24 protein-coding genes are annotated in these 25,590 nt (G+C 32.2%); 10 read left to right on the top strand and 14 right to left on the bottom strand.

Annotated elements, in window-relative coordinates; all coding sequences use genetic code 11:
• Nucleotides 1-4 precede the first annotated feature (4 nt).
• Nucleotides 5-1,354 (top strand): ATP-binding protein, encoded by a 1,350-nt coding sequence (locus tag V1T75_RS10510; protein WP_330488499.1) that lies wholly within the window; start codon nt 5-7, stop codon nt 1,352-1,354.
• A gap of 11 nt (nt 1,355-1,365) precedes the next feature.
• Complete coding sequence (locus tag V1T75_RS10505; protein ID WP_330488498.1) at nt 1,366-2,187, top strand: hypothetical protein; 822 nt, start codon at nt 1,366-1,368, stop codon at nt 2,185-2,187.
• 4 nt (nt 2,188-2,191) lie between these two features.
• Here V1T75_RS10505 and V1T75_RS10500 read toward each other — a convergent pair whose 3' ends face one another.
• Both V1T75_RS10500 and dnaE read right to left on the bottom strand, forming a co-directional pair.
• The gene (locus V1T75_RS10500; protein WP_330488497.1) at nt 2,192-2,548 is read right to left on the bottom strand and encodes a hypothetical protein; all 357 of its coding nucleotides are present in this window, start codon (nt 2,546-2,548) and stop codon (nt 2,192-2,194) included.
• A 3-nt stretch (nt 2,549-2,551) separates the two neighbouring features.
• Nucleotides 2,552-6,925, bottom strand: coding sequence for a DNA polymerase III subunit alpha (dnaE, locus tag V1T75_RS10495; RefSeq protein ID WP_330488496.1), 4,374 nt, complete (start codon nt 6,923-6,925; stop codon nt 2,552-2,554).
• A 240-nt stretch (nt 6,926-7,165) separates the two neighbouring features.
• Here dnaE and V1T75_RS10490 point away from each other — a divergent pair, with 240 nt between their 5' ends.
• The 3 genes from V1T75_RS10490 (at nt 7,166) to rimM (ending at nt 8,579) form a co-directional block, all read left to right on the top strand.
• Nucleotides 7,166-7,357, top strand: coding sequence for a cold-shock protein (locus V1T75_RS10490; protein ID WP_330488495.1), 192 nt, complete (start codon nt 7,166-7,168; stop codon nt 7,355-7,357).
• Nucleotides 7,358-7,530: 173 nt separating this feature from the next.
• Complete coding sequence (locus V1T75_RS10485) at nt 7,531-8,034, top strand: 30S ribosomal protein S16 (RefSeq protein ID WP_330488494.1); 504 nt, start codon at nt 7,531-7,533, stop codon at nt 8,032-8,034.
• A 17-nt stretch (nt 8,035-8,051) separates the two neighbouring features.
• Nucleotides 8,052-8,579 (top strand): ribosome maturation factor RimM, encoded by a 528-nt coding sequence (gene rimM / locus V1T75_RS10480; protein WP_330488569.1) that lies wholly within the window; start codon nt 8,052-8,054, stop codon nt 8,577-8,579.
• On the opposite strand, the gene V1T75_RS10475 is transcribed toward rimM, so the two are convergent.
• Nucleotides 8,576-9,079: a GNAT family N-acetyltransferase gene (locus V1T75_RS10475; protein WP_330488493.1), complete on the bottom strand. Its 504-nt coding sequence runs from the start codon at nt 9,077-9,079 to the stop codon at nt 8,576-8,578. The genes rimM and V1T75_RS10475 overlap by 4 nt on opposite strands.
• Before the next feature lie 51 nt (nt 9,080-9,130).
• On the opposite strand from V1T75_RS10475, the gene V1T75_RS10470 reads away from it, so the two are divergent.
• Together V1T75_RS10470 and V1T75_RS10465 are read left to right on the top strand one after the other, a co-directional pair.
• On the top strand, nt 9,131-9,721 hold the full coding sequence (locus V1T75_RS10470; RefSeq protein WP_330488492.1) for a PhnA domain-containing protein: 591 nt from the start codon (nt 9,131-9,133) through the stop codon (nt 9,719-9,721).
• A gap of 18 nt (nt 9,722-9,739) precedes the next feature.
• A complete protein-coding gene (locus V1T75_RS10465) occupies nt 9,740-10,093 on the top strand; it encodes a hypothetical protein (RefSeq protein WP_330488491.1) in 354 nt (117 codons plus the stop codon).
• 5 nt (nt 10,094-10,098) lie between these two features.
• Here the strand turns inward: V1T75_RS10465 and V1T75_RS10460 are convergent, their stop codons facing one another.
• Nucleotides 10,099-11,154: a nucleoid-associated protein gene (locus tag V1T75_RS10460; RefSeq protein ID WP_330488490.1), complete on the bottom strand. Its 1,056-nt coding sequence runs from the start codon at nt 11,152-11,154 to the stop codon at nt 10,099-10,101.
• 33 nt (nt 11,155-11,187) lie between these two features.
• Entirely contained in the window at nt 11,188-11,787 is a 600-nt protein-coding gene (locus V1T75_RS10455) for a ribonuclease HII (RefSeq protein WP_330488489.1), read from the bottom strand.
• Between the two features lie 70 nt (nt 11,788-11,857).
• Between V1T75_RS10455 and V1T75_RS10450 the strand changes: the two genes are divergently transcribed.
• Both V1T75_RS10450 and V1T75_RS10445 read left to right on the top strand, forming a co-directional pair.
• On the top strand, nt 11,858-13,807 hold the full coding sequence (locus V1T75_RS10450; RefSeq protein WP_330488488.1) for a putative porin: 1,950 nt from the start codon (nt 11,858-11,860) through the stop codon (nt 13,805-13,807).
• 1 nt (nt 13,808) lies between these two features.
• Nucleotides 13,809-14,045: a hypothetical protein gene (locus tag V1T75_RS10445; RefSeq protein WP_330488487.1), complete on the top strand. Its 237-nt coding sequence runs from the start codon at nt 13,809-13,811 to the stop codon at nt 14,043-14,045.
• Here the strand turns inward: V1T75_RS10445 and V1T75_RS10440 are convergent.
• The 4 genes from V1T75_RS10440 to V1T75_RS10425 all read right to left on the bottom strand — a co-directional run bounded on the left by V1T75_RS10440 (nt 14,022) and on the right by V1T75_RS10425 (nt 17,921).
• On the bottom strand, nt 14,022-14,480 hold the full coding sequence (locus tag V1T75_RS10440; RefSeq protein WP_330488486.1) for a GNAT family N-acetyltransferase: 459 nt from the start codon (nt 14,478-14,480) through the stop codon (nt 14,022-14,024). The two genes, V1T75_RS10445 and V1T75_RS10440, sit on opposite strands and share 24 nt — an antisense overlap.
• Before the next feature lie 35 nt (nt 14,481-14,515).
• Nucleotides 14,516-16,003 carry a Na+/H+ antiporter NhaC gene (gene nhaC / locus V1T75_RS10435; RefSeq protein WP_330488485.1) on the bottom strand — a complete coding sequence of 496 codons (1,488 nt, stop codon included), beginning with the start codon at nt 16,001-16,003 and terminating at the stop codon, nt 14,516-14,518.
• A 70-nt stretch (nt 16,004-16,073) separates the two neighbouring features.
• Nucleotides 16,074-16,712 (bottom strand): MarC family protein, encoded by a 639-nt coding sequence (locus tag V1T75_RS10430; RefSeq protein WP_330488484.1) that lies wholly within the window; start codon nt 16,710-16,712, stop codon nt 16,074-16,076.
• A 9-nt stretch (nt 16,713-16,721) separates the two neighbouring features.
• Nucleotides 16,722-17,921: an aminotransferase class I/II-fold pyridoxal phosphate-dependent enzyme gene (locus tag V1T75_RS10425; RefSeq protein ID WP_330488483.1), complete on the bottom strand. Its 1,200-nt coding sequence runs from the start codon at nt 17,919-17,921 to the stop codon at nt 16,722-16,724.
• Nucleotides 17,922-18,084: 163 nt separating this feature from the next.
• Here V1T75_RS10425 and V1T75_RS10420 point away from each other — a divergent pair, with 163 nt between their 5' ends.
• The gene (locus tag V1T75_RS10420) at nt 18,085-18,543 is read left to right on the top strand and encodes an Lrp/AsnC family transcriptional regulator (RefSeq protein WP_281980645.1); all 459 of its coding nucleotides are present in this window, start codon (nt 18,085-18,087) and stop codon (nt 18,541-18,543) included.
• 57 nt (nt 18,544-18,600) lie between these two features.
• Here V1T75_RS10420 and V1T75_RS10415 read toward each other — a convergent pair whose 3' ends face one another.
• The 5 genes from V1T75_RS10415 to V1T75_RS10395 all read right to left on the bottom strand — a co-directional run bounded on the left by V1T75_RS10415 (nt 18,601) and on the right by V1T75_RS10395 (nt 25,562).
• Nucleotides 18,601-20,610, bottom strand: a complete 2,010-nt coding sequence (locus tag V1T75_RS10415; RefSeq protein WP_330488482.1) for a transglutaminase domain-containing protein — start codon at nt 20,608-20,610, stop codon at nt 18,601-18,603.
• A gap of 5 nt (nt 20,611-20,615) precedes the next feature.
• Complete coding sequence (locus V1T75_RS10410) at nt 20,616-22,532, bottom strand: DUF3857 domain-containing protein (RefSeq protein ID WP_330488481.1); 1,917 nt, start codon at nt 22,530-22,532, stop codon at nt 20,616-20,618.
• A 70-nt stretch (nt 22,533-22,602) separates the two neighbouring features.
• Nucleotides 22,603-23,703 (bottom strand): DUF4407 domain-containing protein, encoded by a 1,101-nt coding sequence (locus tag V1T75_RS10405; protein WP_330488480.1) that lies wholly within the window; start codon nt 23,701-23,703, stop codon nt 22,603-22,605.
• Nucleotides 23,704-23,784: 81 nt separating this feature from the next.
• Nucleotides 23,785-25,194, bottom strand: coding sequence for a M56 family metallopeptidase (locus tag V1T75_RS10400; RefSeq protein ID WP_330488479.1), 1,410 nt, complete (start codon nt 25,192-25,194; stop codon nt 23,785-23,787).
• The gene (locus tag V1T75_RS10395; protein ID WP_299005937.1) at nt 25,194-25,562 is read right to left on the bottom strand and encodes a BlaI/MecI/CopY family transcriptional regulator; all 369 of its coding nucleotides are present in this window, start codon (nt 25,560-25,562) and stop codon (nt 25,194-25,196) included. Before V1T75_RS10395 ends, V1T75_RS10400 begins: the two co-directional genes overlap by 1 nt.
• Nucleotides 25,563-25,590 lie beyond the last annotated feature (28 nt).

Genomic DNA, 25,590 nt, shown 5'->3' with positions numbered 1-25,590 from the left:
TAGTATGGAAGTAATTGACAAAAAAATAAACTCATTAATTAATTTAGAGTTGATAAAGTATCTTGAAAATAGAGTAAGAGCAAGATTATTATATGAGTTGAGAGAAGAAGTAGTAGAGGTAATTGAACCAGAAATAGAGAAAGATGGAACTTTTTTATCTGACTTTATTATTAGAAATAAATTATCTAATTACGAGGTTATTTTACTGTTGTTAACACTAATACCTCATTTAGTGCCTAATTTTTATACCAAAATAATCGAAGAGTACATTCCGCAAGGAGGAGAGTTTCCTGAATTTGGCGGAGTAAAAGGAAAGTCTTATCGAGGTATTTTACCAACAGTAGAGACAGCACTGTATATATTGTCGGGGAATTATATAGTCAATAGGTTATTGAACAGAGCTTATATTCTTTATGAAAACAGATTGATAAAAAACAAAATAATCGTTGTTGAAAAAGTATCAGAAGGAGAACCTTTAACGTCTGCAAAATTAATTTTATCAGAAGAATATACACACTTGTTTTTAACAGGAGAAGAACTAAAACCACAATTAAGTCAAGACTTTCCAGCAAGTTTAATTACTACCAATTTAGCATGGGAAGATTTGGTATTGCAAGAAAAAACACTCAATGATGTCAAAGAAATAGAAAATTGGCTAGCGTACAAAGAAATACTAATGAACGACTGGGGTATGGCTTCAAAAATAAAACCAGGTTATCGTGTGTTGTTTTGTGGTCTCCCTGGAACGGGAAAAACGTTGACAGCAGGTTTACTAGGAAAACATACAGGGAAAGATGTTTATCGAGTAGATTTATCAATGGTAGTTTCGAAATATATTGGAGAAACAGAAAAAAACTTATCCAAACTATTTGATAAATCCATTAACAAAGATTGGATTTTATTTTTTGATGAAGCTGATGCTATCTTCGGAAAACGAACAGGTGTTCGTGATGCGCACGATAAATACGCGAACCAAGAAGTATCGTATTTATTACAAAGAATAGAAGCCCATCCGGGACTTATAATTTTAGCTTCCAATTTTAAAAATAATATTGATACGGCTTTTACACGACGCTTTAATAATATCATAGAATTCGAAACGCCAAACTATGATGAAAGATTACTATTGTGGAAAAACAATTTACCTAAAAATGTTGAACTTGAAGAGTCAATTACGATAGAAGAATTAGCAAAAAAATTCAACCTCACAGGAGCAAACATCGTAAATGTAGTTCAATATGCGTGCTTAAAGACCATTGGAAGTAACGAAAATAAAATTTTAAGGCAGTATATTTTAGAAGGAGTTAAAAGAGAATATACAAAAGAAGGAAAAACAATTAATATTAAACTTTAAAAAGCGGAGTAATGAAATTAATTAATCAAATAAATGGTATCCCTTTACAGTATGCTAGATTAACCAATCATCCTTATGGAACTAGAGGAGAACAACGTAATTTTTCAATTGATGAAGATTTCTTAAGTATTCTAGAAAATGCACTTCAAGAAGTTTTCGAACATTGTCCTTTAGGAAGGCCAGAAGTAATTACCACTGCAGGAATTTTTGTTGAAAAGCCAGGGCAACACGGACACGGAAAAGCATTTGATTTAGATGCAATTTTTTGGAGCAATGAAAATCTAATTACAACTAATTTTATTCATCAAAAAGAGTTATATCTTGGAATAGAATCCTTTTTAAGAAAACACTTTGGTATTGTGTTAAATTATTATTACCCTAATCACAAAGATCATTGGCATGTCGATACCAGTGTACCTGTCGACTATAATGAGACCTCAAAATCAGAAACCCTGTATTTGCAGTTGGTTTTAAAGCATATTTATAAAGAAGAAATTTTAGTAGATGGAGTATGGGGACGCCAAACTTCTGGAGTAGTAAAAAAAGTTTTCGATAAACTAGGAATAGCCACACCCATTACAACAAAGACCAACTATTTAAATTTTCTAGAGGTAACGGGTAAAATAGCATTTAAGTTATATGAAGAACATACTTCTCCTAAACATTTGTTAAGTAACTTAGCAGAAGTAATTGAAGGGTTGCCGCAACAAAATAAAATAGCAGTAAGAGCGGCATTCAATAGCTTTTTAGATCACGGAGAAACAGCAACTTGGTTGAGTAATTTTGAAGAAATTCACAATTTGAATGCTATTATAGAAGAAATTATAACCTAAATTTTTATTTTGAAAACTGATGTTTAAACCACACTTTTTTCCAAACTCTCTTTAGAATTAAAAATGTAGTGTTTTCAGTATAGAAATCAATATCACTTGATTCAATATTTTGCAGATCTCTTTCAGAAACATCAATGCGATATAAAAGGTTAGTATAAGAATTAAAATCATGTAAAATTAACTCTTTTACTGACTTTTGGAGTTTTTCTTTTAACTCAGAAGGAGTATTATTTACAGAAAAATCTAAATCAATTCCAGTCAAACTTAAATCTTTGTTAAGTTGAATTATAAGTTGTTTATATAACTTTTGAGTAGCTATATTTGTTAATAAATCAATACTGTTTTGATAATTAGAGAGCATTTTTTAATTCAATTTATAATTGATAAATTGTTCGTCTAATGCTTTTAAAAACTCACTGGACACTTTAATTTTTGTTGTTCTACTAGGTAAACTCAGTTCTATTTTTTCTTCAGCATCCCAAATGGTAAAATACAAACTTTGTGAACCTTTGTTGGTCGCAAATAGGTGTTGTAGCTCTTTAATTGTGTTTTCTTTTACTTCTTGTAGGGCGATTTTTATAGTGAGTTTTTTACACATTTTATCCATTATATCATGTAACAATAAAAACTCATTAAACCCAACTCTAGGTTCACCTTTAACACCTTCTTTAGTAGTCCATCCAGGTTTGATAGTAGTTTTGATAAATAAGAAAGAATTTGGAACCAAAAAGTGTTTAAACTTTAAGTAATCTTCACCAAAAATTCGGAATTCAAAACTATCGTTGTAGTCTTCCATAGTAAAAGCAGCCCATCCTTTTCCTGCTTTTGATACACGATGTTGTACATCGGTTACAATTCCGGCAAAAGAAAGTCCTAAACCTTCGTATTGAGCAATGTTTTTAAAATGCGCTAGGGTAGCGTTGCAGAACTTTAGTTCGTTTTTAAAATCATCAAGAGGATGTGCAGAAATATACATTCCTACGACTTCTTTTTCGCGGGCTAACAACTCCATAGTTCCCCAAGTTTCACACTCAGGAATCAAGGGTTCAGGTAAATCAATTTCTGAAGCTTCTCCAAACAAAGAAACCTGAGACGAATTCTGATTTTCTTGAAACTTATTTCCAAAGCGAATAGCCTTTTCTAAAAAAGTTTGCCCTTTTTCATCTTTTACATAATATTGAGCTCTATGGGCACCAGTAAAAGAATCAAAACCACCCGCTAATACTAATCCTTCAAAAGCCTTTTTGTTTGCAACACGTAAATCAACACGTTTGGCTACATCAAAAATAGAAGAGTAATGTCCGTTTTCTTTGCGTTCATCAATAATTGCTTTAACAGCAGAGCCTCCTACTCCTTTAATAGCTGCCATACCAAAACGAACAGCACCGTCTTTGTTTACTGAGAACTTTGCATACGATTCATTTACATCAGGACCCAATACTTCTAACCCCATGCGTTTACATTCCTCCATAAAAAACGAAACAGTTTTAATATCGTTCATGTTATTAGAAAGTACTGCTGCCATATATTCAGCAGGATAGTGGGCTTTTAAGTAAGCAGTTTGATAGGCAATCCAAGCATAACAAGTAGAGTGCGATTTGTTAAAGGCATAAGATGCAAAAGCTTCCCAGTCTTTCCAAATTTTTTCCAAGGCTTTTTCATCATGACCATTGGATTTTGCTTGATTTACAAACTTAGGTTTCATTTTAGCAAGCACTGCTGCTTGCTTTTTACCCATTGCTTTACGAAGTACATCGGCTTCACCTTTGGTAAAATCAGCTAACTTTTGCGAAAGTAACATTACTTGCTCCTGATATACAGTAATACCATAGGTTTCGGCTAAGTATTCTTCCATGGCAGGAAGGTCATACTGAATTTCTTCATCACCATGCTTTCTTCTAATAAAAGAAGGAATATATTCTAAAGGACCTGGACGATACAGTGCGTTCATTGCGATTAAGTCGGCAAACACCGTAGGTTTTAATTCGCGCATGTATTTTTGCATCCCAGGAGATTCGTATTGGAATATTCCCACAGTTTCTCCACGTTGGAAAAGAGCATAAGTTTCCTCATCATCAATGGGGAAGTTCTCTGGGTCGAGTTCTACCCCATGACGTGCTTTTACAATTTTTACCGTATCCTTAATTAGGGTTAGAGTTTTCAACCCCAAGAAATCCATTTTTAATAATCCTGCACTTTCTACTACCGAGTTGTCAAACTGAGTAACGTACATGTCAGAATCTTTCGCAACCGACACAGGTACGAATTTGGTAATATCATCAGGAGTAATAATCACCCCGCACGCATGAATTCCAGTGTTCCGAACCGAGCCTTCTAAAATTCGAGCTTTGTTAATGGTTTCGGCTTCTAGTCCATTACCATCAGCAATAGCTTTTAGCTCATTTACCATTTCAATTTCTTCAGAACGAAGCTTTTCTTTCAATCCTTTCTCGTCTAAAGAAAAGATCTTTTTCAACTTCATTCCTGGAATTAATTTGGCAATTCTATCTGCTTCAAATAGCGGTAAATCAAGTACACGAGCAGTATCACGTACAGATGACTTAGCAGCCATAGTACCGTAGGTAATAATTTGTGCTACTTGATTAGCACCATATTTTTCAATTACATAATCCATTACACGACTTCGACCTTCATCATCAAAATCAATATCAATATCGGGCATCGATACACGTTCAGGATTTAAGAAACGCTCAAAAAGTAAATCGTACTGAATAGGATCTATATTGGTAATCCATAAACAATAAGCAACAACAGAACCAGCAGCCGAACCCCGTCCTGGACCTACCGATACATCCATGTTTCGGGCTTCTCGAATAAAATCTTCTACAATCAAAAAATACCCTGGATATCCTGTTTTAGCAATAACATCAAGCTCAAAATCTAAACGTTCTCGGATTTTATCGGTAATTTCTCCATAACGCTTTTTGGCTCCTTCATAGGTTAAATGACGTAAGAAGTTATTTTCACCTCTTTTTCCTCCATCTTCAAGGTCTTTTTCATCTCTAAACTCTTCAGGAATGTCGAAAGCAGGTAATAATACATCACGTGCTAGGCCAAAAGGTTCTACCTTATCTACAATTTCTTGAATGTTAATGATTGCTTCAGGTAAATCAGCAAAGAGTTTTTTCATCTCTTCAGTAGATTTAAAATAGTATTCATCGTTAGGTAATCCATAACGATACCCTCTTCCTCTACCTTTAGGAGTTGCTTGTTTTTCACCGTCTTTTACACATAATAAAATATCATGGGCATTGGCATCTTCTTTGTCCAGGTAAAAAGTATTGTTTGTAGCAACAATTTTTACATCATGTTTTTTAGAAAATGAAAGGAGAGTTTCATTAACAACTCTTTCATCTTCCTGTCCATGGCGCATCAATTCGATGTATAAATCTTCTCCAAATTGTTCTTTCCACCAAAGCAAAGCTTCTTCTGCTTGAGCTTCACCTACATTTAATATTTTGCTAGGAACTTCACCATATAAATTCCCTGTCAATACAATTACGTCTTCTTTGTATTGTTCGATAATTTTTTTATCAATTCTTGGAACGTAGTAAAAACCGTCAACAAATGCAATAGAAGACATCTTTGCTAGGTTGTGGTATCCCTTTTTGTTTTTAGCAAGCAAAACAACTTGGTATCCGTTGTCTTTTTGGCTTTTATTGGTATGGTCTTCACAAATATTAAATTCACAACCTACAATAGGTTTTAAAATGCGTTGTGTTGGTTCTTCCCCTTTTTCTAAAGCTTCTTTGTTTGCTTCTTCAGCGGCTTTGTTATGACCTAATACAGCTTGTACAAAATGAAAAGCAGCCATCATGTTACCAGTATCGGTCATGGCAACGGCAGACATATTGTCTTTAGCAGCAGCATTTACAATATTACCAATTTGAATGGTAGATTGTAAAACAGAATATTGTGTATGATTGTGTAAGTGAGCAAATTGAACCCCTTCAAGCTCTGCTAATCCTTCAGCAGTAGAAATTGTATTGGCCTCTTCTGTTTCTGAAGATTTTCTTTTGCGAATTTTCTCACTTTCCTTTTTTAGGTTTAAGTGTTTGAGTCCAATTACTTGTATCGGATTTGGATTAGCTTCTGTATAACGTTGAAAATAATCAGAAGAAACCCCTAATTGTTCTTCTGTATATTGACGTAGACGAATTAATTCTAAAAAACACCTTGTAGTCGCTTCTACATCGGCAGTTGCATTGTGAGCTTCTCCAAAACCAGTTCCGAATAAATGATTGTGTAATTCGGTAAGAGTTGGAAGTTTAAATTTTCCTCCACGACCACCAGGAATTTGACATAATTGTGCTGTATGTTCGGTACAAGTATCTAAAACAGGTAATTCTGTTAAATTATTTTCAACACCTAAACGATGAAATTCACAGCCCATAATGTTGACATCAAAACTAACATTTTGACCAACAATGAACGTGGTTTTTTGTAATGCATTTTGGAATAGTTCTAAGCCTTCACGTAACTGAATTCCTTGTTCGATAGCTAAATCGGTTGAAATTCCGTGAATTCGCTCTGCATCATACGGAATATTAAATCCGTCAGGTTGGATTAAAAAATCGTTGTGTTCAATTAAGTTTCCTAATTCATCGTGTAATTGCCATGCGATTTGTATGGCTCTTGGCCAGTTATCGGTATCGGTTATTGGAGCGTTCCAACTTTTAGGTAATCCAGTAGTTTCGGTATCGAAAATTAAATACATGGGCAAAAAATTACGTTGAAGTGTCTTGGGTAAAACAAAGTGTAAAAATACGAAGAATTTGCATTGCTATTAAGAGAAGTTATTAACGAGTATTTTTGGTTGTGGTAAAGGCTTGAATAACTGGCTGTAATCAAAAAAGGGTGTTAAGTGTAAGTTAACTTTAAAAGAAATATGAAAAAAAAGTAGTTGATAATCAATTAATAAGATTACATTTGCACTTTAATATAATATTTTTTTACAATGAAAGAAGGAACAGTAAAGTTCTTCAATGAATCTAAAGGTTTTGGATTTATTATCGAATCAGGATCAAACACAGAACATTTTGTACACGTATCAGGTCTAATCGACGAGATTAGAGAAGGTGATACTGTTGAGTTTGAACTTAAAGAAGGAAAAAAAGGATTAAACGCAGTTAGCGTAAGAGTATTATAATATACCTTCACAATTTATTTTTTCTAAGCATCTGGATTCCAGATGCTTTTTTAGTTAAATAAAGAATGTTTTTTAAAGGTAGTTTGGAAAATATTTTCTAATTTTGCGCTCACTTATCACGAGATGGTAAGATTTGTTAATAACCAAGGTCGCGTACCTTAAAAATTAAAATTATGCCTGTAAAAATTAGATTACAAAGACACGGTAAAAAAGGAAAACCATTTTATTGGGTAGTAGCTGCTGATTCTAGAGCTAAAAGAGACGGTCGTTTCTTAGAAAAAATCGGAACTTATAACCCAAACACGAACCCTGCAACAATTGAATTAGATGTTGATGGAGCTGTAAAGTGGTTACAAAATGGTGCTCAACCAACAGATACTGCTAGAGCTATTTTGTCTTATAAAGGAGCTTTGTTAAAGAATCACTTAGCTGGTGGAGTAAAGAAAGGAGCTTTAACTGAAGAGCAAGCAGAAGCTAAATTCAATGCTTGGTTAGATGAAAAAACAACTAAAGTTGCTGGTAAAGCAGAAGGTTTAGTAAAAGCAGAGGCTGAAGCTAAAGCAAAAGCTTTAGAGGCTGAGAAAGCTGTAAATGAAGCGCGTATTGCCGCTGCAACTCCTGCTGTAGAAGATAGCGAGGATGCTGCTGCTGAATCAGGTGCTGATAGCGAAGAATAAAAAACTGTATTACGATGATGCAAAAAGAAGATTGCTTTTATCTTGGCAAAATCGTTAAAAAACATAGTTTTAAGGGGGAGGTAGTTATTAAGTTAGATACCGATGAACCCGATCTTTACGAAAATTTGGAATCAGTTTTTGTCGATTTAGGCAATAACCTGATTCCTTTTTTTATTGAGAAATCTACCCTCAGTAAAGGTACTATGTTTCGAGTAAAGTTTGAAGACGTAGATACCGAAGCAGATGCAGAGGCTATTTTACGTTCAGGTGTTTACTTGCCTTTAGAGTTGCTTCCAAAACTTTCGGGAAACAAATTCTATTATCATGAAGTAATAGGGTTTAAGGTTATTGATGCTTCTTTTGGCGAAGTGGGAGAAGTGGTGAGTATTAACGATTCTTCTGCACAACCTTTATTTGAGGTTGACAGAGGAGGGAAAGAAGTTTTTATACCTATGATTGATGACTTTATCAAAAAGGTAGACAGAGATACTAAAACTATTGAGGTCGAAACACCAGAAGGGTTAATTGATTTGTATTTGGATTAGAAAATATATTCAAAGACACAATCTTTTCCATTTTCAAAAACTTGTTGCATTCCTACAAACTCAAAGCCTAGATTCTTTAACAACTTTTGAGATTTTTCGTTCTTGGGCATAGTTAAAGCCATTACTTTCTCTTGCTTAAAGGTAGTACGAACATATTCTATAATTAGTTTTGTGGCTTCTGTTGCATATCCTTTTCCTCTTCCTTCGGGTAAAAATGCGTACCCAATATCAATAAAATCTAACGTGTTTCTTTGAAGTGCAGTTGAGGCTCCAATAGGTTTGTTGGTTTCTTTTAAAATAACCGTAAAAAAACCAAGCCCTCCTAGTTTTGAGTTTTTAAACAAGATGTCCTTTAGGTAAATACGAGTCTCTTCAATAGAATTTAAATTTTTATCTCCTATAAATTGAATCCAATCTGGATCATTAAATAGTTGAAAGTAAAAAGGGGCATCGCTTACCAGAGCTTCCTTAATAATTAAACGTTCGCTTTCTAATAACATAGCCTAAATATAAATTAAAAATGTACTTTTGCGAAGCAAAAAAAGAATAAAATGAGTTTATTACAAGAATTACAAGATAGAAGCGGAAATCAATGTGAGTTATGTGCATCAAAAAATGATTTGTCAATTTATGAAGTACCACCAATTTCAACAGGAGGAGTTGATGGGAGTTTGTTGGCTTGTGCTACTTGTGTTGAGCAGATTGAAGATGTTGATAAAACAGATGCTAATCACTGGCGTTGTTTAAACGATAGTATGTGGAGTGAGTTCAGAGCCGTGAAAGTTGTAGCTTGGAGAATGTTACACCGTGTTAAAAAAGATGGGTGGTCACAAGATTTGTTAGATATGATGTATTTAGAGGATGAGGAATTGCGTTTTGCTGAAGCTACAGGTGAACATTTAGATGAAAGTGAAAAAATAATTCATAGAGATGTGAATGGAACAGTTTTACAAGCAGGAGATAATGTGGTGTTGATTAAAGATTTAAAAGTAAAAGGTTCTAGCATGGTAGCAAAGCAAGGAACTGCTGTGCGTAGAATTTCGTTAGATCCTGAAAATGCTAAATATATTGAAGGAAAAGTAGGAGCTACTCAAATCGTAATTATTACCGATTATGTAAAGAAAATGGCTGAAAAAGAATAGGTTTATATTTAGAATATAATGTCTGCTAAATATTATAAAGAAAAACATTTACAAGCAACAAGGTATAAGATAGAGAACGTTATCAGACAGCAAGACTTTTTGTTAAGACACAAATGGAAAGTAATTGCTGCTGGTATTGTTTTTAGCTTTTGGGCCCCAACTTATGGTGTGGGGCATTCTTTTTCTAATAAAAAATCAATGCTACAAAAAACAGAATATAATTATTTAAAGTTAGTAATGCTTTGCGCAACTATTTATATGATTTTCTGCATTCTTTATCATTTTTCTAGCAGGTATCAGGATAAGAAAAGACTAAACGAATTGAAAGAGTTAGAAAAAAGATTGGAAAAAGAAATTTCGGAGTTAAACTAACTTTTTTATTTCTCAGTATTATAATATACTTTATAAAACTTCATTTTCTTATCTTCATCGTATCCTTGTTCTAAATATTCAGCAGAGGCATCAGGAGCATCAACATCAATTTTAATTTGAATATTGGTGTCTAATTTAATTTCAGTTTTAAACTTGCTTTTTTCCTTCTTTAAAACAACATCAGATACTTCAAAATTATTACGAATTAGTACATCGTTTAATTTTTCAAAGTGCTGCTTGTAATCTTCAAAAAGATCTTTATGCTTGTCTTCTTCAAAAATTTCATCTTTGAAGCCATGGTAATCTACACTTTCATGCTCTTTAAAATAATCAACAGTATTGGCTAAGAAATTACTTTGTTCTTGTTTTCCAAATTCAGGTTTTATAACCTCTTCAGAAAACTCCTTGCACATTTCTAAGTAATTCTGAGTATGCAAGTTACGATCGTCAGCATATTTAACACTTAAGAAGTTTTTAATCCAGTATTGCGCATCGTATTGGTTGTTATCTACCGATAAAACGACAGTTCCTTCTGCATCAGTAGCGTTTAAAATTAAACAACCTTTATCTAACCTCTTGGTTGAAATTCCTTTTTGAACTACTACATCAAAACTGTCATCATCTAAATAGGTTTGAAAGAAGTCTACCTTACTTTCAATTTTAAAAACCCCAACAGCTTCAGTTAAAACATCTTTATACTCGATACCTTCAAAATAAGCTACAATTACATCGCCTGTTTTTATATTGGCTGAGTTCGATTGTTCGTATAAATGATTAACAATGTTTTTAGAGTGTTCAATAAAAACGTTGTTACTATCATCTTCAAAAATATCTGAAGTGTACTTATTAATTTCGTTTAAACGAACATCGGCATGATGACTAAAACGATAGCTTTGTGTAACTGAACCGAAAGGTTTTAGTAAAAAAGGAAGTAATAATTCGTAACTTTCTTCATCAAAGCGGACTAAACTTTCAGAAAAGGCATTTTGTCCACTATTATACTTGTTAGCTACTTTGTGGATAATACACTTATTAATTTCGGTACGAGTTCTTTTAATCATCTTCTAAAAAATTGGAAGACAAAAATAGAAAAATTAAAGTTTCAATTTTAATTGTTCAGGTAACAATTTAAATGATTTTCGATGATAAAGGGTTGCTCCAAATTGACGAATAGCTTCGCGGTGTTCTTTTGTAGGATAGCCTTTGTTTTTATGCCAGTTATACTGAGGGAATTCCTGATGAATTTTTTCCATATACTCATCACGATAGGTTTTGGCAAGTACAGAAGCTGCTGCTATACTCATAAATTTAGCGTCCCCTTTTACAATGGTTTGATGTGGAGTTTCTTGATAGGGTTTGAATTTGTTCCCGTCAACAATAATAAATTCTGGTTGAATAGTTAATTGTTTTATCGAACGATGCATTCCAGTAATAGATGCTTGTAAAACGTTGAGTTCATCAACTTCTTCTTGATGGATAAATGAAACTCCATAAGCAAGTGCGTGTTCTTCAATATAAGGACGAAGATGTTGTCGTTTTTTTTCTGAAAGCTGTTTAGAATCATTTAATAATTCATGGCGAAAATTACTAGGTAAAATAACTGCTGCAGCTACTACAGGACCAGATAAACAACCTCTACCAGCTTCATCTGTTCCTGCTTCAAATTCATAGCCACTATAATTTAATTGCAACATGCTACAAATTAACAGATTTCAAAGAAATTAATCGTGATTTTTGTCGTTAAATTATTTTACTTTTGCTGTTATGAAGAAAAATCTTTTAGTACTTTTTTGTTTGATAAGTGTCCAAGTACTTTTTTCTCAAATTAGAAATGTTGATGGGAGTTTTGGTAAAATTCCTAGAAGAGGGATAGACTCACTACCAGATAATGAAATAAATGTAAAGCTTAGTGGGAAAACTAAGTATACCGATTATAAAATTATATCGCATAAAAACGATACTACAATTGTAGATACGACATTGACTATTCTGAAAGAGTATGCATTCAACTTTTTAAGAAAAGATAATTTCGAATTGCTAGCTTTTCATAATCAAGGACAAACTTTTAACAATTTAGGATACGATTTTACGGCCATTTCTCAATTTCCTGATATAGGTTTTAGAGCTAAAATGTTCAATTATTTTAATATTGAAGATGTAAATTATTATCACGTACCTACCCCAACAACAGAAATCATGTATCGAACTGGGTTAGAGCAAGGTCAGGTATTAGATGCACTTTTTACAACAAACTTTTCCAAACGATTTAATCTTGCCATAGCTTATAAAGGACTTCGTTCGTTGGGAACATATAGGCGCTCTTTAGCTAGTACAGGTAATTTTAGAGTAAGTTTTAGTTACGAGACTCCTAAAGGACAATATGCAATTAGAGGACATGCTGTAAATCAAGATTTTTTCAATCAGGAGAATGGAGGGTTAACAGAAACTTCTTTAGAAGCATTTATAGCAGATGATCCTAATTTTAGTGGGAATAGAGGTAGGATGGATGTGAATTTGAATAGTGCCGAAAGTACTTTAGATGCTAAAAGATTGTATTTTGAACATACTTTTAAACTACTTTCCTCAAAAGATAGTGTGAGTCAAAAAGACTTTACGAATTTAAAATTAGGACATTCATTTACCAGAGATTCTAAGTTTTATCGATTTAACGAAGGTACAGTATCAGGTATGTTTGGAAGTGCAAATATTTCAAGCAGCATAAATAACAAGACTATTTATTTGTTATACAATAATCAGTTCTTTTTAGATTTTAATTCAAAATATGTATTAGGTAAATTCCGTGTAAAAGCAGAATTATCAAATTATACATATGGATATGAAAACTTACAGAATAATACGGTTGGAATTACAAAGAATAAGCTGAAAGGGAATGCAATTTCTTTTGGAGCTGATTGGAATGGAAGAATTGGAAACTTCCATGTAAATGCTTCTGGAAGTCTTACACCTGGAAGCGGACGTTTATCTGGAAATAGCCTTTCTGGAGAAGCTTTTTATAAGAAAGATAGCGTACTTACTGTAAAGGGTAGGGTAGGAATAAGTAACAAATCGCCCAACTTTAATTTTTTATTGCATCAAAGTAGTTACGATGATTATAATTGGGAGAATAATTTTTCTCAAATAGGAACACGTACATTGGGAGGAGTTATTGAGTCTAAATGGGGAAATGTCTCGCTAGATATTACGAATATTAGTAATTATACATATTTTAATAAAGAAAGCAAACCGGAACAATTTTCTGGAGATGTTAATTATTTAAAAGCAAAAGCCTCTAAAGAGTTTATTTTCGGAAAGTTTGCTTTAAACAATACTTTAATGTATCAAAAAGTAGCAAGTGGTAACAGTGTTTTTAGGGTTCCAGAATTGGTTACCCGTAACACACTTTATTATACTGATGAATGGTTTAAAGGAAAACCTTTGTTAGTGCAAATAGGAGCTACATTTAAGTTTTTTTCAGAATATAAAGCGAATGCGTATAATCCGTTGTTAGCAGAATTTACTTTACAAAACGATACGGAAATTGGATATCCAACGGTTGATTTATTTTTTAATGCAAGGGTTCGTAGAACTCGAATTTATTTTAAAGCAGACAACATAAGTTCTTTTGTACTTAAAAAGAATTATTTTTCGGCACCAAATTATCCGTATAGAGATTTCGTAATTCGTTTTGGGGTGGTGTGGAACTGGTTTATATAAAATGAAAGAAAAGTTACGACAAAATTGGAAGTTGTTTTTAATAGCAAGTTTAACTTTAGGGTTAGCACCTTTTAAACCCCCTCATATTGTAGGCAAGTTACAATGGATAGCAGGAGGAAACGCTTTTTCAGGAGAGCAGGCTATGCAGTTTATGGATTGGTTTGATGTGTTTTTGCATGGAACTCCTTGGGCACTTTTAATAGTATCAACTTTATTACATGTTTTCAGGAAAATATAGCTCCATTTCAGATAAAAAACGTCCTTTAATACTACTTTCTCGTTTACCAATTATTTCAAAACCATGTTTTAAATAAAAAGCATCCGAATTTGGGTCTGATAAAACATTTAAAACAGCGCAAGAACTACTTATACAAGATTTTTTTGCATGTTCCAGTAGTTTAGAACCAATCCCTTGGTTGATAAACTTGGGAGTGACAAATAAAAAATCTAAAAAACCTGTTCTAATATTAGCTCGGTATAAAACGTAAAAACCAGCTGTAATATCGTTAACTTGAAATTTATAAATAGTACAATCGGCAAATATTTTAGGGGTGACCGTTAGGTCGTCTTTCCAAAGTTCCATTTGCTCTTTAGAGTATCCCCAGTGTGCTTTTGAACTTATGGCAATTTCAGTTAATAAGTTAGCGTCTTGTATGTTGGCTTTAATTATCATAAAAAAAACCTCACGAAAGGTGAGGTTTATAAATGTTATTCTTTAGAAGCTAGTTGTTTTATTTTAATTTTAAATGCGGCAAATAGTAATGTTGTAAAAGGACTTAGCCAATTAAACATGGCATACAAAGCATAATCTATAACAGGTACACCTAAAACGCCAGAGTGATAGGCTCCACAGGTATTCCAAGGAATTAAAACAGAGGTAACAGTACCAGAATCTTCTAAGGTTCTACTTAAGTTTTCAGGAGCTAAGCCTTTGTCTTTATAAGCTTGTGCGTACATTTTTCCAGGGACAACAATTGCTAAATATTGATCAGAAGCGGTAAAGTTTAAACCAATGCAAGTGGCAACAGTACTGGCAAATAATCCAAATACTGAATCAAATAAACTTAACATAAAACTGCTAATTTTAGCTAAGGCTCCGATAGCGTCCATAACCCCACCAAAAACCATTGCTAATAAAATTAACCAAACTGTTCCAAGCATTTTTTTCATTCCACCAGCGGTAAATAAATCTTTTAATACTTCGTTATCCGTAGCTACTGAAGTCTCAACAGTTATGGCTTGCATTATTCCTTTGTAGGCAGACTCGAAATTTAATTTTTCAACTCCTGAAACTTGCGCAACAACATGAGGTTGAAAAATCAAAGCGAAAGCGCCACCTAGTATGGTTCCAGCTAAAAGGGCTATCAAAGGAGGTGTTTTTTTAATAATTAAAACGACAACTAATACTGGCACAAGAAACAACCATGGAGTTATAGTAAAAGCCTTGTTAATATCGCCAAGCATTTGTTGAGTATTAGCATCACCAGTGGCTGTTTGGGTAAACCCTAAAATGATAAAAAAGATAATGGTTATTATAAATGTAGGAACAGTAGTGTAAGCCATGTATCTTATGTGTGTAAACAAATCTGTTCCAGCCATGGCAGGAGCTAAGTTTGTAGTGTCTGACATTGGAGACATCTTATCTCCAAAATAAGCACCAGATAAAACAGCCCCAGCAGTCATTCCTAAAGAAATACCTAAAGCTTCACCAATACCAATTAAGGCGATTCCCACAGTTGCAGAGGTTGTCCAAGAACTCCCAGTAGCAACAGATATAACAGCACAGATGATTAAACATGCTACTAAAAAGATAGTCGGATTTAAAATTTGAAGCCCGTAATAAATCATTGAAGGAATAATACCACTAACAAGCCATGTTCCTGCAAGCGCACCAACCATTAACAAAATTAAAATAGCACCTGCGGTAGATTTTATGTTTTCAGCAACCTCTTCAATCATTCGTTCATAAGAAACCTTGTTTTTAAAACCTACAATAGCAGCAACAGCTCCACCTAATAATAAAATAAACTGATTGCTTCCACTTAAAGCATCGTCTCCAAATACGTATACATTATAAGCAAGCATACCAATTAGGGCAAAAACAGGAATCAAAGCTTCCCATATGCTTAATTCTTTATTTTGAATTATTTTTTGATTCTCTATTTCAATTTCAGATAGGTTTTTGTCGTCTTGCATGTATGATATTTTTTCGGCTTGTAATGTTACGATTTTGTATAGAATTATACAAATGTAATCAGTTGAGAATCTAGTTGCTGTTTAATATATCAAGTATAATAGGTTTAAGTCCACTAAAGAAGAATTCAACCGCAATTACCATAACTATCAGTCCCATTAACCTCATCATAACGTTTATACCAGTTTGACCTAATATTTTAATGATTTTAGATGAGCTATATAAAATTAGGTATGTTACTACGATTACTAGAAAAGTAGCAACGATTAATACTAGTTTCATTTCAAGAGAATTAGCATCTTCCATCATTACTATAGCATTGGTTAAGGCACCTGGACCACAAATCATTGGTATTGCTAATGGAGTAACAGAAATATCGTTAACGTATGTTTTAACTTCTGAGCTACTTAATTTTACTTTTCCTAATCTTGCTTGAAGCATATCCATACCCATTAGAAAAAAGATTACACCACCAACAACTCTAAAGCTATTTACTGAGATTCCAAAAAAGTTAAATAGCAATTGACCAGAGAATGCAAAAATTAAGATAGTTATAAAACTAACTATAGAGGCTTTTTTTGCAGTTTGATTTCTGCTCTCTTTGTCTAAATCAGCAGTCATCGTCATAAAAATAGGCATGGTACCTAAAGGGTTGATGAGTGTAAAAAACGAAGTAAAAGACAAAACTCCAAAAGTGATTATTTCGTTCATAATTCTAAATTATAGTATACCTATTTCTTTCATACAGGCATTCATCATTTGGTAAGTGCGTTCTATATCGTTGTCTAATCCAATAGAAAAACGAATCAATCCGTCTGTTAATCCCATTTCTTTTTGTTCATCTAAAGGAATTTCTGATGAAGTAGAGGTGCCTGGTGCAGAGAACAAGGTTTTGTAAAAACCTAAACTTACAGCTAAATACCCCAAGTTTCTTTCTTGCATTAACTCCATTAAAGCATTGGCTTTATCTAATGAACCAGCATCGATGGTTAGCATTCCTCCAAAACCGTATTCTTTGTTCATCATGGATTTAAAAACTTCGTGTGATGGGTGTGATTTTAACCCTGGGTATACCGTTTTTAATCCGTCAGCTTCAAATTTTTCAGCTAAGTAACTCGCGTTTTTACTGTGTTGCTTTACTCGAATGTGCAAGGTTCTCATGTTTTTTAAGATGGAAGCAGCTCGCATAGAGTCCATAGATGCACCTAACAACATGCTTGCACCATCAATTACACTTTTTTGAGAGTTGATAAAATCGGTAGTTCCACAAATAACTCCTCCCATCGTATCGGAAGAACCATTGATAAATTTTGTTAAACTATGAATAACAATATCAGCACCTAATTGAGCAGGGGAAATAGATAAAGGAGAAAATGTATTGTCTACAACTAACTGTAAGTTATGTTTTTTAGCTAATACAGATAAGGCTTTGATATCGGCAACTTCTAACAATGGGTTGCTAACGGTTTCACAATAAATCATTTTAGTTTTCTTAGTAATAGCTGCTTCTACTACAGCTAATTTTGTAATATCAACGAAAGAAGTTTCAATACCTATTCGAGGGGTAAAATTCTTTAAAAAAGCATAGGTTCCTCCATAAATAGTTCTACTGGAAACAATATGGTCTCCTGCTTCGCAAATTTGTAAGATGGTAGGAGTGATGGCTCCCATACCAGTAGCGGAAACATTGGCAGTCTCAGTACCTTCCATAGCGGCTAAAGCTTCAGATAGATATAAGTTTGAAGGAGAGGAGTGGCGAGAGTATAAATAACAGCCATCTGTATTTCCCTCAAAAGTATCAAACATGGTTTTAGCAGATAAGAATGTATAAGTAGAGGAGTCTGATATAGATGGGTTTACACCACCGAATTCTCCAAAGTATTGTAGGTCTTGTATGTTGTTTGCAGGTTTAAATTTCATCTTGATTAAGGTTAATTATTAGTAGACTACTAAAATCAACTTTAATTGTTTAAAAATCAATATAAAGTGGTTTGTGTAGAAAATTATACTAATTTTGTGCTTATATTTAGTTTTTTATTAATTTCCGAAAGGATAGTCATAATAAACACAGATTTTTTTTCAGATGAAGTTAGATCATATAGATAAGAAGTTATTAGGGTTGCTTCAAGCAGATAGTAAACAAACCACAAAACAATTGTCATTACAGTTGGGGCTTTCGGTAACAGCAGTTTATGAACGAATAAAAAAGTTAGAAAAAGAAAAAGTAATTACACAATATGTAGCGGTAGTTAATAAGAATAAAATTGAAAAATCGTTTTTAGTTTTCTGTCATGTTCAGTTAGAGCGGCATAATAAAGATCATATAGCAGTTTTTGAAAAAGAGGTTGATAAATTAGAAGAGGTAACTGAGTGTTTTCACGTAAGTGGAGATTATGATTATATTTTAAAGGTTTACGTAAAGGATATGGATGCTTACCGAGATTTTATAGTAAATAAACTTACAGCATTAAAATATGTTGGTAATACTAGAAGTATTTTTACAATAGGCGAAGTTAAAAACGCTATAGCAATAGCTTTATAAAAAAAACGAGTACTTAAGTACTCGTTTTTTCTATTTCAATAAACACGTCTTGAGGTTTTATTGTTTTTTAACTAATACAATTTTTTCAGTTTGTTTTTTTACTAATTGACTGTAAAAGTCTTTTAATGCTAAGTAATGCTCGGGTGCAATGATAGATTTGTTAAATTGCAAAACAGACAAGACCTTGATTTTATTCCCAACTTGTGAAATTTGATATTTAAATAATCCTAGTTTTTCAGGTAACCCAATGGCCAAAGTCTCAGGTAAAGACTCTATTTTATAACTTGTAGGAATTTGGATGGAAATAGAGTTTTTATATTTTAATGGGGAAGCAAAATCTACAGGAAATTTTCGGTCCTTTATTTTAAAAGGATTTTCTCTTTCTGTTAAAAATAATAAAGGCTCGATATATATTTTATCATTAATTTTTTCAATTAAATCTTCACTTGAAAATTTTATATCCCTATTAACTGGAGTACCTAAATCTTGAATGTTAGAAATTTTAAAATTTTCTATTTCTATACTATTTTTTTCTTCGAAGTTTGTTATCAGCGTTTCTTCTTCAATATGATTATTATCTTTTCTAAACGTTAAAGCTTTATGGTTAAAGAATTTTGTTCTAATAAAACCTTCAATGGTCATATCTTCAGTAACTTTAGCCATTAAAAGATTGTCTACTGTTGCATGTTTTGACGGAGCCAATTTAACCCATGAAGAGCCTCCGTTTTCAGCAACGACCCTACCATTCCAATTTAGAGCTCTTTTTGGTAAAATATTAGGAAGACTATACGGTTCAGAAGCATCTAACAAAATATATTTGTTATCAGGAAACTTAACCATTGTTATAACATAGTTAAAGCCGTTTAATGTAGGAAATAAAGGGGTTCCATTTGCTCTGGTGCTGACTAAAACAGGATAAGCGTTTAAGCCTGCATAACGCAGCATTGAGGTAAGCATTAAGTTAATTTCTGCAATGTTACCAGTACCATCTTTATAGGCGCTTTTAACACCTTTTTCTACATATTTCCCATAATAGTTATTCCACTTTACTTTCTCTTTTACAAACTGAAAAATACTAGCTACTTTTTCGTAATTATTTGTAGTGCTACTTATCAAAGGCTCAATATCATTTTCAAAATATCCTGTTTTCTCTAGTTCACTTCCAAAATTAGAAGATTTATAAATTTGTTTAGAAACATCTTCCCAAGAACTAGAGTAAAACTTCATTTTTGAGTTAGGGAATTTTGTCGAAGCTAATTCATACTTAATACCACCTCTGAAGTTTTTAATATTAGATATGTAAGGTTCTGTATCTCTTAGAGCAGGTATATTTTCAGCTTCGTAAACATCTACAGTATTTTGAAAATTTGTTTTTGTACTTCCAACACTTAGTCTAAAGTTATTACTGTTACCGCGTTTTTGATACGTAGTTATTGATGTGTTTCTAGTCGAAGTTTTTACAGGAATTAAAAAATAGCCTTTTTGTTTTTTTGCAAACGTATAATATTCTGGAATTTCAATAGAGCTGTAAAAATATTTTACAGGAATACCAAATTGATAATCTATTTCATCTATTACATGAGTGTAAGGAGATGTTATTTTGTATTCTAAATCAATAATAACTCCTTCTTTTATATTAGGAAATGTAATTTTCTTAAGGCTCTTGTATTTTGATAATTTTTCGTCAAAAATTGAAGATTTCGATAGTTTTTGTTTTTCTATGTTACCATTTTCGAATGTAAAAGTATATCCTTTTATAGAGTTTACTTTGTCTTTACTTCCAGAATCTGGTTTGTAATATATAATAGATCTAGTGGCATTTTCAAAGCCTTCTTTTGTGTAAATTTTTATTCTTTCATGTATTTCAGTTACAATTTCAAACCCTCTTTTTTCAGAAAAAGTATAATATGTTTTTCGGATTAGGTTTAAGTAAGCGGCATCTGCTGTTGAGTCTAAGGGGTGAAATTTTTCTTGAAGCTCTTCTTTAGAAACTTTTCCGAAGTTAATTTCTTGTGCATTTATGTGTATTGTTATAATTAACACGAAAACAGACAGTATTTTTTTCATAGTTTTTATTGTTTGATTAATTCTATTCTTAAATTGTCGTATTTAACGACTGTTTTTCTAAATTTCCTGTAGGCTTTATAATCCTCTTTTGAATGTATTCCTTTAATAAGAGAAAACTCTCTTTTATAGTTGAATGTAGTGTTGTTTATTTTTTCAAATGAAATACGATAAGTTCCAAACTTATTAGTGATGTTTCTTTTTTCTGGTAAACTTGTAAATGTGTACCCCTCTGGGAGAGTAAAAATAAATTCATCTTTATCGGTAAATCCCCTTTCAATTTCTAATGGCTGTTGTCTATTTCTATATTTTTTTGGGATTCCAGTAACTCGATTAAAAATATTAAGTTTAAATAAATAACTACTATCTCTAACAGTTGCAAATTTTTCTATTTTAACATCAAGATCCTCAGTGAATTCAATTTGTTCTTTATTGTTAGAATGCTTAATATTATCAACTTCTAAATTATTATTGTAATCCCAAACCGTAGATTTGTAATATTTATTGAGCTCTTTTTTAGTAAATTCTTCTATAGCATACTTGTCATAATATTGTGTTCCGTATGATTTGCTCTCAAAATGAGCTGAGATGTTTCCATTTGGCAGTAACGTAACATCAGCTTTGGTAAGTTGTAAATTGTCTTTGTTAATATAAGCAGGAGTTCTTTTAATGACGCCTCCTTCTGGTGTTATTACCAGTACATCTCTATCATCTGTAAAATCTCCCAAAAAACCAAAGGGGATAGTTTGACTAGTACATTCTAACCAAATATCATTTCCATTATTTGGAATATTTAGGATAACATGATTACCTTGCATAGAAGAAAAATCGTTATAAACATTTTTCTTAGCATTACCAGCCCAAACAACTGAGTAGTGTGATTTCACACCTGCAGCATCTAAAAGGGCTTTAGTATAATTAGTTAATCCTTTGCAATCTCCATAACCTACCTCATGGACTTTATTTGCAGGTATAGGTTTCCAGCCGCCAATTCCTTCTTGAACACTTATGTATCTTGTTTTCTTTTGTACATAAGAATAAATAGCTTTAGCTTTTAATATTGGATCGTCTATACCTTTTGTAATATTATTAACTTCGGATTTAATTGATTCCGAAAGGACATCATTTCCATTTTTTAAGTACTGGTAACGCCATTTTCCAAACTCTTTCCAGTTCTTAGCACTCCCCTTAACTCCTTTTAAACTAAATAAATCAAGTGAGATAGACATGTTTGGAACAAGCTCTTCAAAGTTTAGAGTATAGTATTCTGGTCTTATAGCTGGTTGGTTTGTTAATGTATAGTTTACATTATTATTACTGGAAGAGTTTTTAATAGTAAACCCCTTAAAGTTTTTATCTCTTTTTCTAAAAGGGATTTTTTGAGGGTTATTTAATGTATACACACTTTTTTCTATGGCTAAATTGTAATTTTCAATTGGAAACCATTGAGGAATAAACCCTGTTGATGAGTTTTTATATTCAGATTCAAAAACAACAGTATAAGGATAGGAAGTAGGTGTATGTTCTAAAAACTTAACTCTTGAGTCAGAATAAAGTGTTCCACCATCAACTGCACTAACATCTTGAAAGTCGTTTTTTGAGTACTTTTTTACTTTGTTGCCTAAGGCGTCATAAATAATAGCAGATAAATGAGTTATTTTGGTGTCGTTGTTGTAGTGTTTGTAAGCGTTAATATGTTTTTTACCAAGTTTATTAAAAACGGTAACGATTCTTTGTTGTTTAACTTTAAGTTGATCTACAGTCTCAACATTTACGACTATTTTATTTAATCTAATTATGGCATTCGCATTTTCTTTTAGTTCTTTAGGAATAAAAAGAGAAGAAAGTTGTTGTTTTTCTTGAGAAAGAAGATTGCTACATAGCATAAACACTATTGAGAAAATAGTGAGTTTGTTGATTTTCATGCAATTAATTTGTTTTGTTTTCTAAGGAACGAAAATATAAAAAATAAAACAAAGTAAAAATTGCCTTTTCTTACAAGGCATTTTGCTGATTTTGATAAAAGGAATCTGTTTGGAGTTTCATCAAGTTGCGAGCCATTTTTTGTTTGTAATTATATAGCTCTTCCTCAGTTTTTAAATCAGAATAAATTTTATTATTAAGGTCTTTGTCGGTTTGTAAAATCGCCTCTCGTTGATATACTTGCTGCTGAATCCATGTTTTAATTAAAGATTCTTGATTCTCTAATTTGTAATCGTACTCGCTTTTTGAACTAATAAGTTTAGCAAAGATTGGAGCTGTTTCAATAGCTAGGAATAGAAGAAAAATGAAAAAAGAAGGTAACCAAGGCAGTTTATTTAAAGCATTTACACGAGCCATTAAACCATCGAAATTAGAAATAATAGGTTGTGTTTTAGACTCTGTTTCTTTTTGTAGTTGAATTAAATTTCTAATAGCTTCTTCTTTCGCATTAATTTTGTCATTATGAGCAAGCTTTAATTGGTTTAATTCTGATAAAGCAGCATCATGTTTTTCTCTTTTTTCTTTATAAACAGGACCTTTACCGAGAAGTTTTGTGCCTTTTCTGCCTTCAGCTTCTGCAATATAAGTTTCATATAGTGTGTTTACTTCTTGTTCTTTAGTCGCTATTTCTGTTTTTAAGGAGGTAATTTCTGAATTTATTTTTTCGATTTCAGGAGTAAACTGTTGTGCTATTTGTGTTTTGTTATCTAATGTCATCTGATTTTTTTCTGTCAGTAACACTTGGTTGACTTCCTTTTCAAAAATTTTTAACTCCAAAGGTTTAGAAATAACCACAGCAATAATTAATGCTAATAGTAAACGTGGAATTACTTGTACAATTTCTTGTCGTTTAGAGTCTCTTTTTTTTATGGTTGAAACAATAAATCGATCTAAATTAAAAATGAGTAGTCCCCAAATAACTCCGAAAAAAACAGAAGTATACATATTGTCAAAAACAGTGTACAAAGCGTAAGCAGAGGCAATAGTTGCCATCAGAGCAGTAAAGAAAACAGTGGCGCCGATACCAGCATATTTGTTTTGCTCTCCATTAGCACATTTTTCTAGCAAATCTAAATCAGCTCCAGAACAAAGAAGGAAAAATCGTTTTAACATACAGTAAGCTTATGTGTTAATAACGAGTGTTTTAAATAATTGTTACAAATAAAAGCCTCATTTAAGAGGCTTTTAACAAAATTAGTTTTTTATAGTTATCGGTTTGTCTGAAAGTTTAAAAACAGCTTTATCATTTTTATTCCAATTATGTAAGTTTATAGAGTTGTCAGATTTTAAAAGTTTTAGTGCTTTTTTGTAACTTATTTTCTTACCGTTGTAGTAATATTCAGAGTTGTTGTCTTTGTGTTTTTTGATATATTCCAAAGGAGAGATTGGCTCTGGAGGTGTTCTCATTCCTTTTTTAATCCTAATATGAGGAGGTGGAGGAGGAGTATGTGAAATACCACCTTTTTTTACTCTAGTAAGAGGAGGAGGTGGGGGTATGTTTGATTCTTCTCCAATCCTAACTACTGGAGAATTTGGAGCTGGTGGAGTTCTCCTATAAACTCCTTTCTTCGGTGGAGGAGGTGGGGGAAGTTGCTTTCTTTCTTCTAAGGTAAGGTCATCATATTTTTTTTGTATTGTACTTCCATCTTCATACGTGTACACCACTAATGTTTCTTTAGAAGATTCTCCTTTTAAATTTTTGGCACTATTTTTTACTTGTATAGATACAGGAGCTTTGTCAGTATCTTTTTTTTGCGCTTCAACTCTTTCGGCAAAGAGAAAAGTAAATCCTGCTAATACGGGTATTACCGTCAGTTTTTTAAGCAAAATTTTGGTACGAGAACTTTGTTTTGTCATCATTAATAATCTTTTTTTAGTTAATACGTAATTCAAATTACTGGCCAAGTAATATTCGTTGTTCCAAGTAGCTCTATTTAATAGTAAATATTGATACTCAGTAGTATTTTTATGTGTAGTGATCACTTTGTTGTCTGCTAAAAACTCATGATTTAACTTTATTGCTTTTTTAAGAAATATAAATGTTGGATTGATCCAAAAAATAATTTGTAAAAGTTCAATCAATAAAATATCAAACGTATGCTTTTGCAAGGCATGTGTTAATTCGTGGGTATAAAGTTCAATTTCTATTTTGTTTGAGTTGTATTCTTCTTTATTGATAAAAATATAGTTCCAAAAAGTGTGTGGACTGATAGCATCATCTACTAAAACAAGCGTAGTTTTTCCCTTTTTAATTTTTTGATGTCGTTTTATTTTTAAAAAGATGTTAAGTAAGTTTTTTGTAAAACGGATTAATAAAATGATTGCTACGATTGTATATCCAACAAATAGATATTGTGTGTAGTTAATTTCTTCACCTGTATTTGCATTCATAGTCGAATCTGTAATTAAGGTAGCTGTTGTTCCTACAGTATTCGGAATTGTTTCTATGTATATTTTATAAAAAGGAGCTATAAACGAAAACAATAAACTACCTAATAAATAAAATCGGTTGAATTGGTGCATTTTTTCTCGTTCTAACACCAAATGATAGAATGCAAGAAGTAACGCTAAACAAAGCCCTGATTTGATTAAATACGTTATCATTATTGTTGCTTTTTAATCTGTTGATCAATAATTTTTTTTAAATCTTCTAGTTCAGAAACTGATAAATCTGTTTTTTCAGTAAAGAAAGAAGCAAATTGACTCGCAGAATTGTTGAAAAAGTTTTTAATCAACCCATTTACATGTTTAGAAAAATAATCTGATTTTTTAACTACAGGAAAATACTCTCTTGATTTTCCATATAATTTATAGTCAACAAAACCTTTGTCTTTCATTCTTTTTAATAAAGTAGCAACTGTTGTGGTTGCAGGTTTTGGTTCTGGAAATTCTGCTAAAATATCTTTCATAAAAGCTTTTTTAAGCTTCCATAAATATTGCATTACTTGCTCTTCGGTTTTTGATAATTGCATTGTTACAAAATTAATTTCATCTCTACAA

It is taken from the genome of Tenacibaculum sp. FZY0031 (genome assembly GCF_036350695.1).
Classification (GTDB): Bacteria; Bacteroidota; Bacteroidia; order Flavobacteriales; family Flavobacteriaceae; genus Polaribacter.
Note: the sequence above shows the minus strand (reverse complement) of the source record. Positions and strands in the feature narration are given on the sequence as shown.

Bases quoted from the DNA above. Each gene is read 5' to 3' on its own strand.
- V1T75_RS10430 (WP_330488484.1), bottom strand. From the start codon at position 16,712: ATGAACGAAATAATCACTTTTGGAGTTTTGTCTTTTACTTCGTTTTTT.
- V1T75_RS10455 (WP_330488489.1), bottom strand. From the start codon at position 11,787: ATGTTGCAATTAAATTATAGTGGCTATGAATTTGAAGCAGGAACAGAT.
- V1T75_RS10420 (WP_281980645.1), top strand. From the start codon at position 18,085: ATGAAGTTAGATCATATAGATAAGAAGTTATTAGGGTTGCTTCAAGCA.
- V1T75_RS10465 (WP_330488491.1), top strand. From the start codon at position 9,740: ATGTCTGCTAAATATTATAAAGAAAAACATTTACAAGCAACAAGGTAT.
- dnaE (WP_330488496.1), bottom strand. From the start codon at position 6,925: ATGTATTTAATTTTCGATACCGAAACTACTGGATTACCTAAAAGTTGG.
- rimM (WP_330488569.1), top strand. From the start codon at position 8,052: ATGCAAAAAGAAGATTGCTTTTATCTTGGCAAAATCGTTAAAAAACAT.
- V1T75_RS10470 (WP_330488492.1), top strand. From the start codon at position 9,131: ATGAGTTTATTACAAGAATTACAAGATAGAAGCGGAAATCAATGTGAG.
- V1T75_RS10490 (WP_330488495.1), top strand. From the start codon at position 7,166: ATGAAAGAAGGAACAGTAAAGTTCTTCAATGAATCTAAAGGTTTTGGA.
- V1T75_RS10505 (WP_330488498.1), top strand. From the start codon at position 1,366: ATGAAATTAATTAATCAAATAAATGGTATCCCTTTACAGTATGCTAGA.
- V1T75_RS10460 (WP_330488490.1), bottom strand. From the start codon at position 11,154: ATGATTAAAAGAACTCGTACCGAAATTAATAAGTGTATTATCCACAAA.
- V1T75_RS10395 (WP_299005937.1), bottom strand. From the start codon at position 25,562: ATGCAATTATCAAAAACCGAAGAGCAAGTAATGCAATATTTATGGAAG.
- V1T75_RS10415 (WP_330488482.1), bottom strand. From the start codon at position 20,610: ATGAAAAAAATACTGTCTGTTTTCGTGTTAATTATAACAATACACATA.
- V1T75_RS10410 (WP_330488481.1), bottom strand. From the start codon at position 22,532: ATGAAAATCAACAAACTCACTATTTTCTCAATAGTGTTTATGCTATGT.
- V1T75_RS10475 (WP_330488493.1), bottom strand. From the start codon at position 9,079: ATGTTATTAGAAAGCGAACGTTTAATTATTAAGGAAGCTCTGGTAAGC.
- V1T75_RS10485 (WP_330488494.1), top strand. From the start codon at position 7,531: ATGCCTGTAAAAATTAGATTACAAAGACACGGTAAAAAAGGAAAACCA.
- V1T75_RS10445 (WP_330488487.1), top strand. From the start codon at position 13,809: ATGAAAGAAAAGTTACGACAAAATTGGAAGTTGTTTTTAATAGCAAGT.
- V1T75_RS10500 (WP_330488497.1), bottom strand. From the start codon at position 2,548: ATGCTCTCTAATTATCAAAACAGTATTGATTTATTAACAAATATAGCT.
- V1T75_RS10425 (WP_330488483.1), bottom strand. From the start codon at position 17,921: ATGAAATTTAAACCTGCAAACAACATACAAGACCTACAATACTTTGGA.
- V1T75_RS10400 (WP_330488479.1), bottom strand. From the start codon at position 25,194: ATGATAACGTATTTAATCAAATCAGGGCTTTGTTTAGCGTTACTTCTT.
- V1T75_RS10450 (WP_330488488.1), top strand. From the start codon at position 11,858: ATGAAGAAAAATCTTTTAGTACTTTTTTGTTTGATAAGTGTCCAAGTA.
- V1T75_RS10440 (WP_330488486.1), bottom strand. From the start codon at position 14,480: ATGATAATTAAAGCCAACATACAAGACGCTAACTTATTAACTGAAATT.
- V1T75_RS10510 (WP_330488499.1), top strand. From the start codon at position 5: ATGGAAGTAATTGACAAAAAAATAAACTCATTAATTAATTTAGAGTTG.
- nhaC (WP_330488485.1), bottom strand. From the start codon at position 16,003: ATGCAAGACGACAAAAACCTATCTGAAATTGAAATAGAGAATCAAAAA.
- V1T75_RS10405 (WP_330488480.1), bottom strand. From the start codon at position 23,703: ATGTTAAAACGATTTTTCCTTCTTTGTTCTGGAGCTGATTTAGATTTG.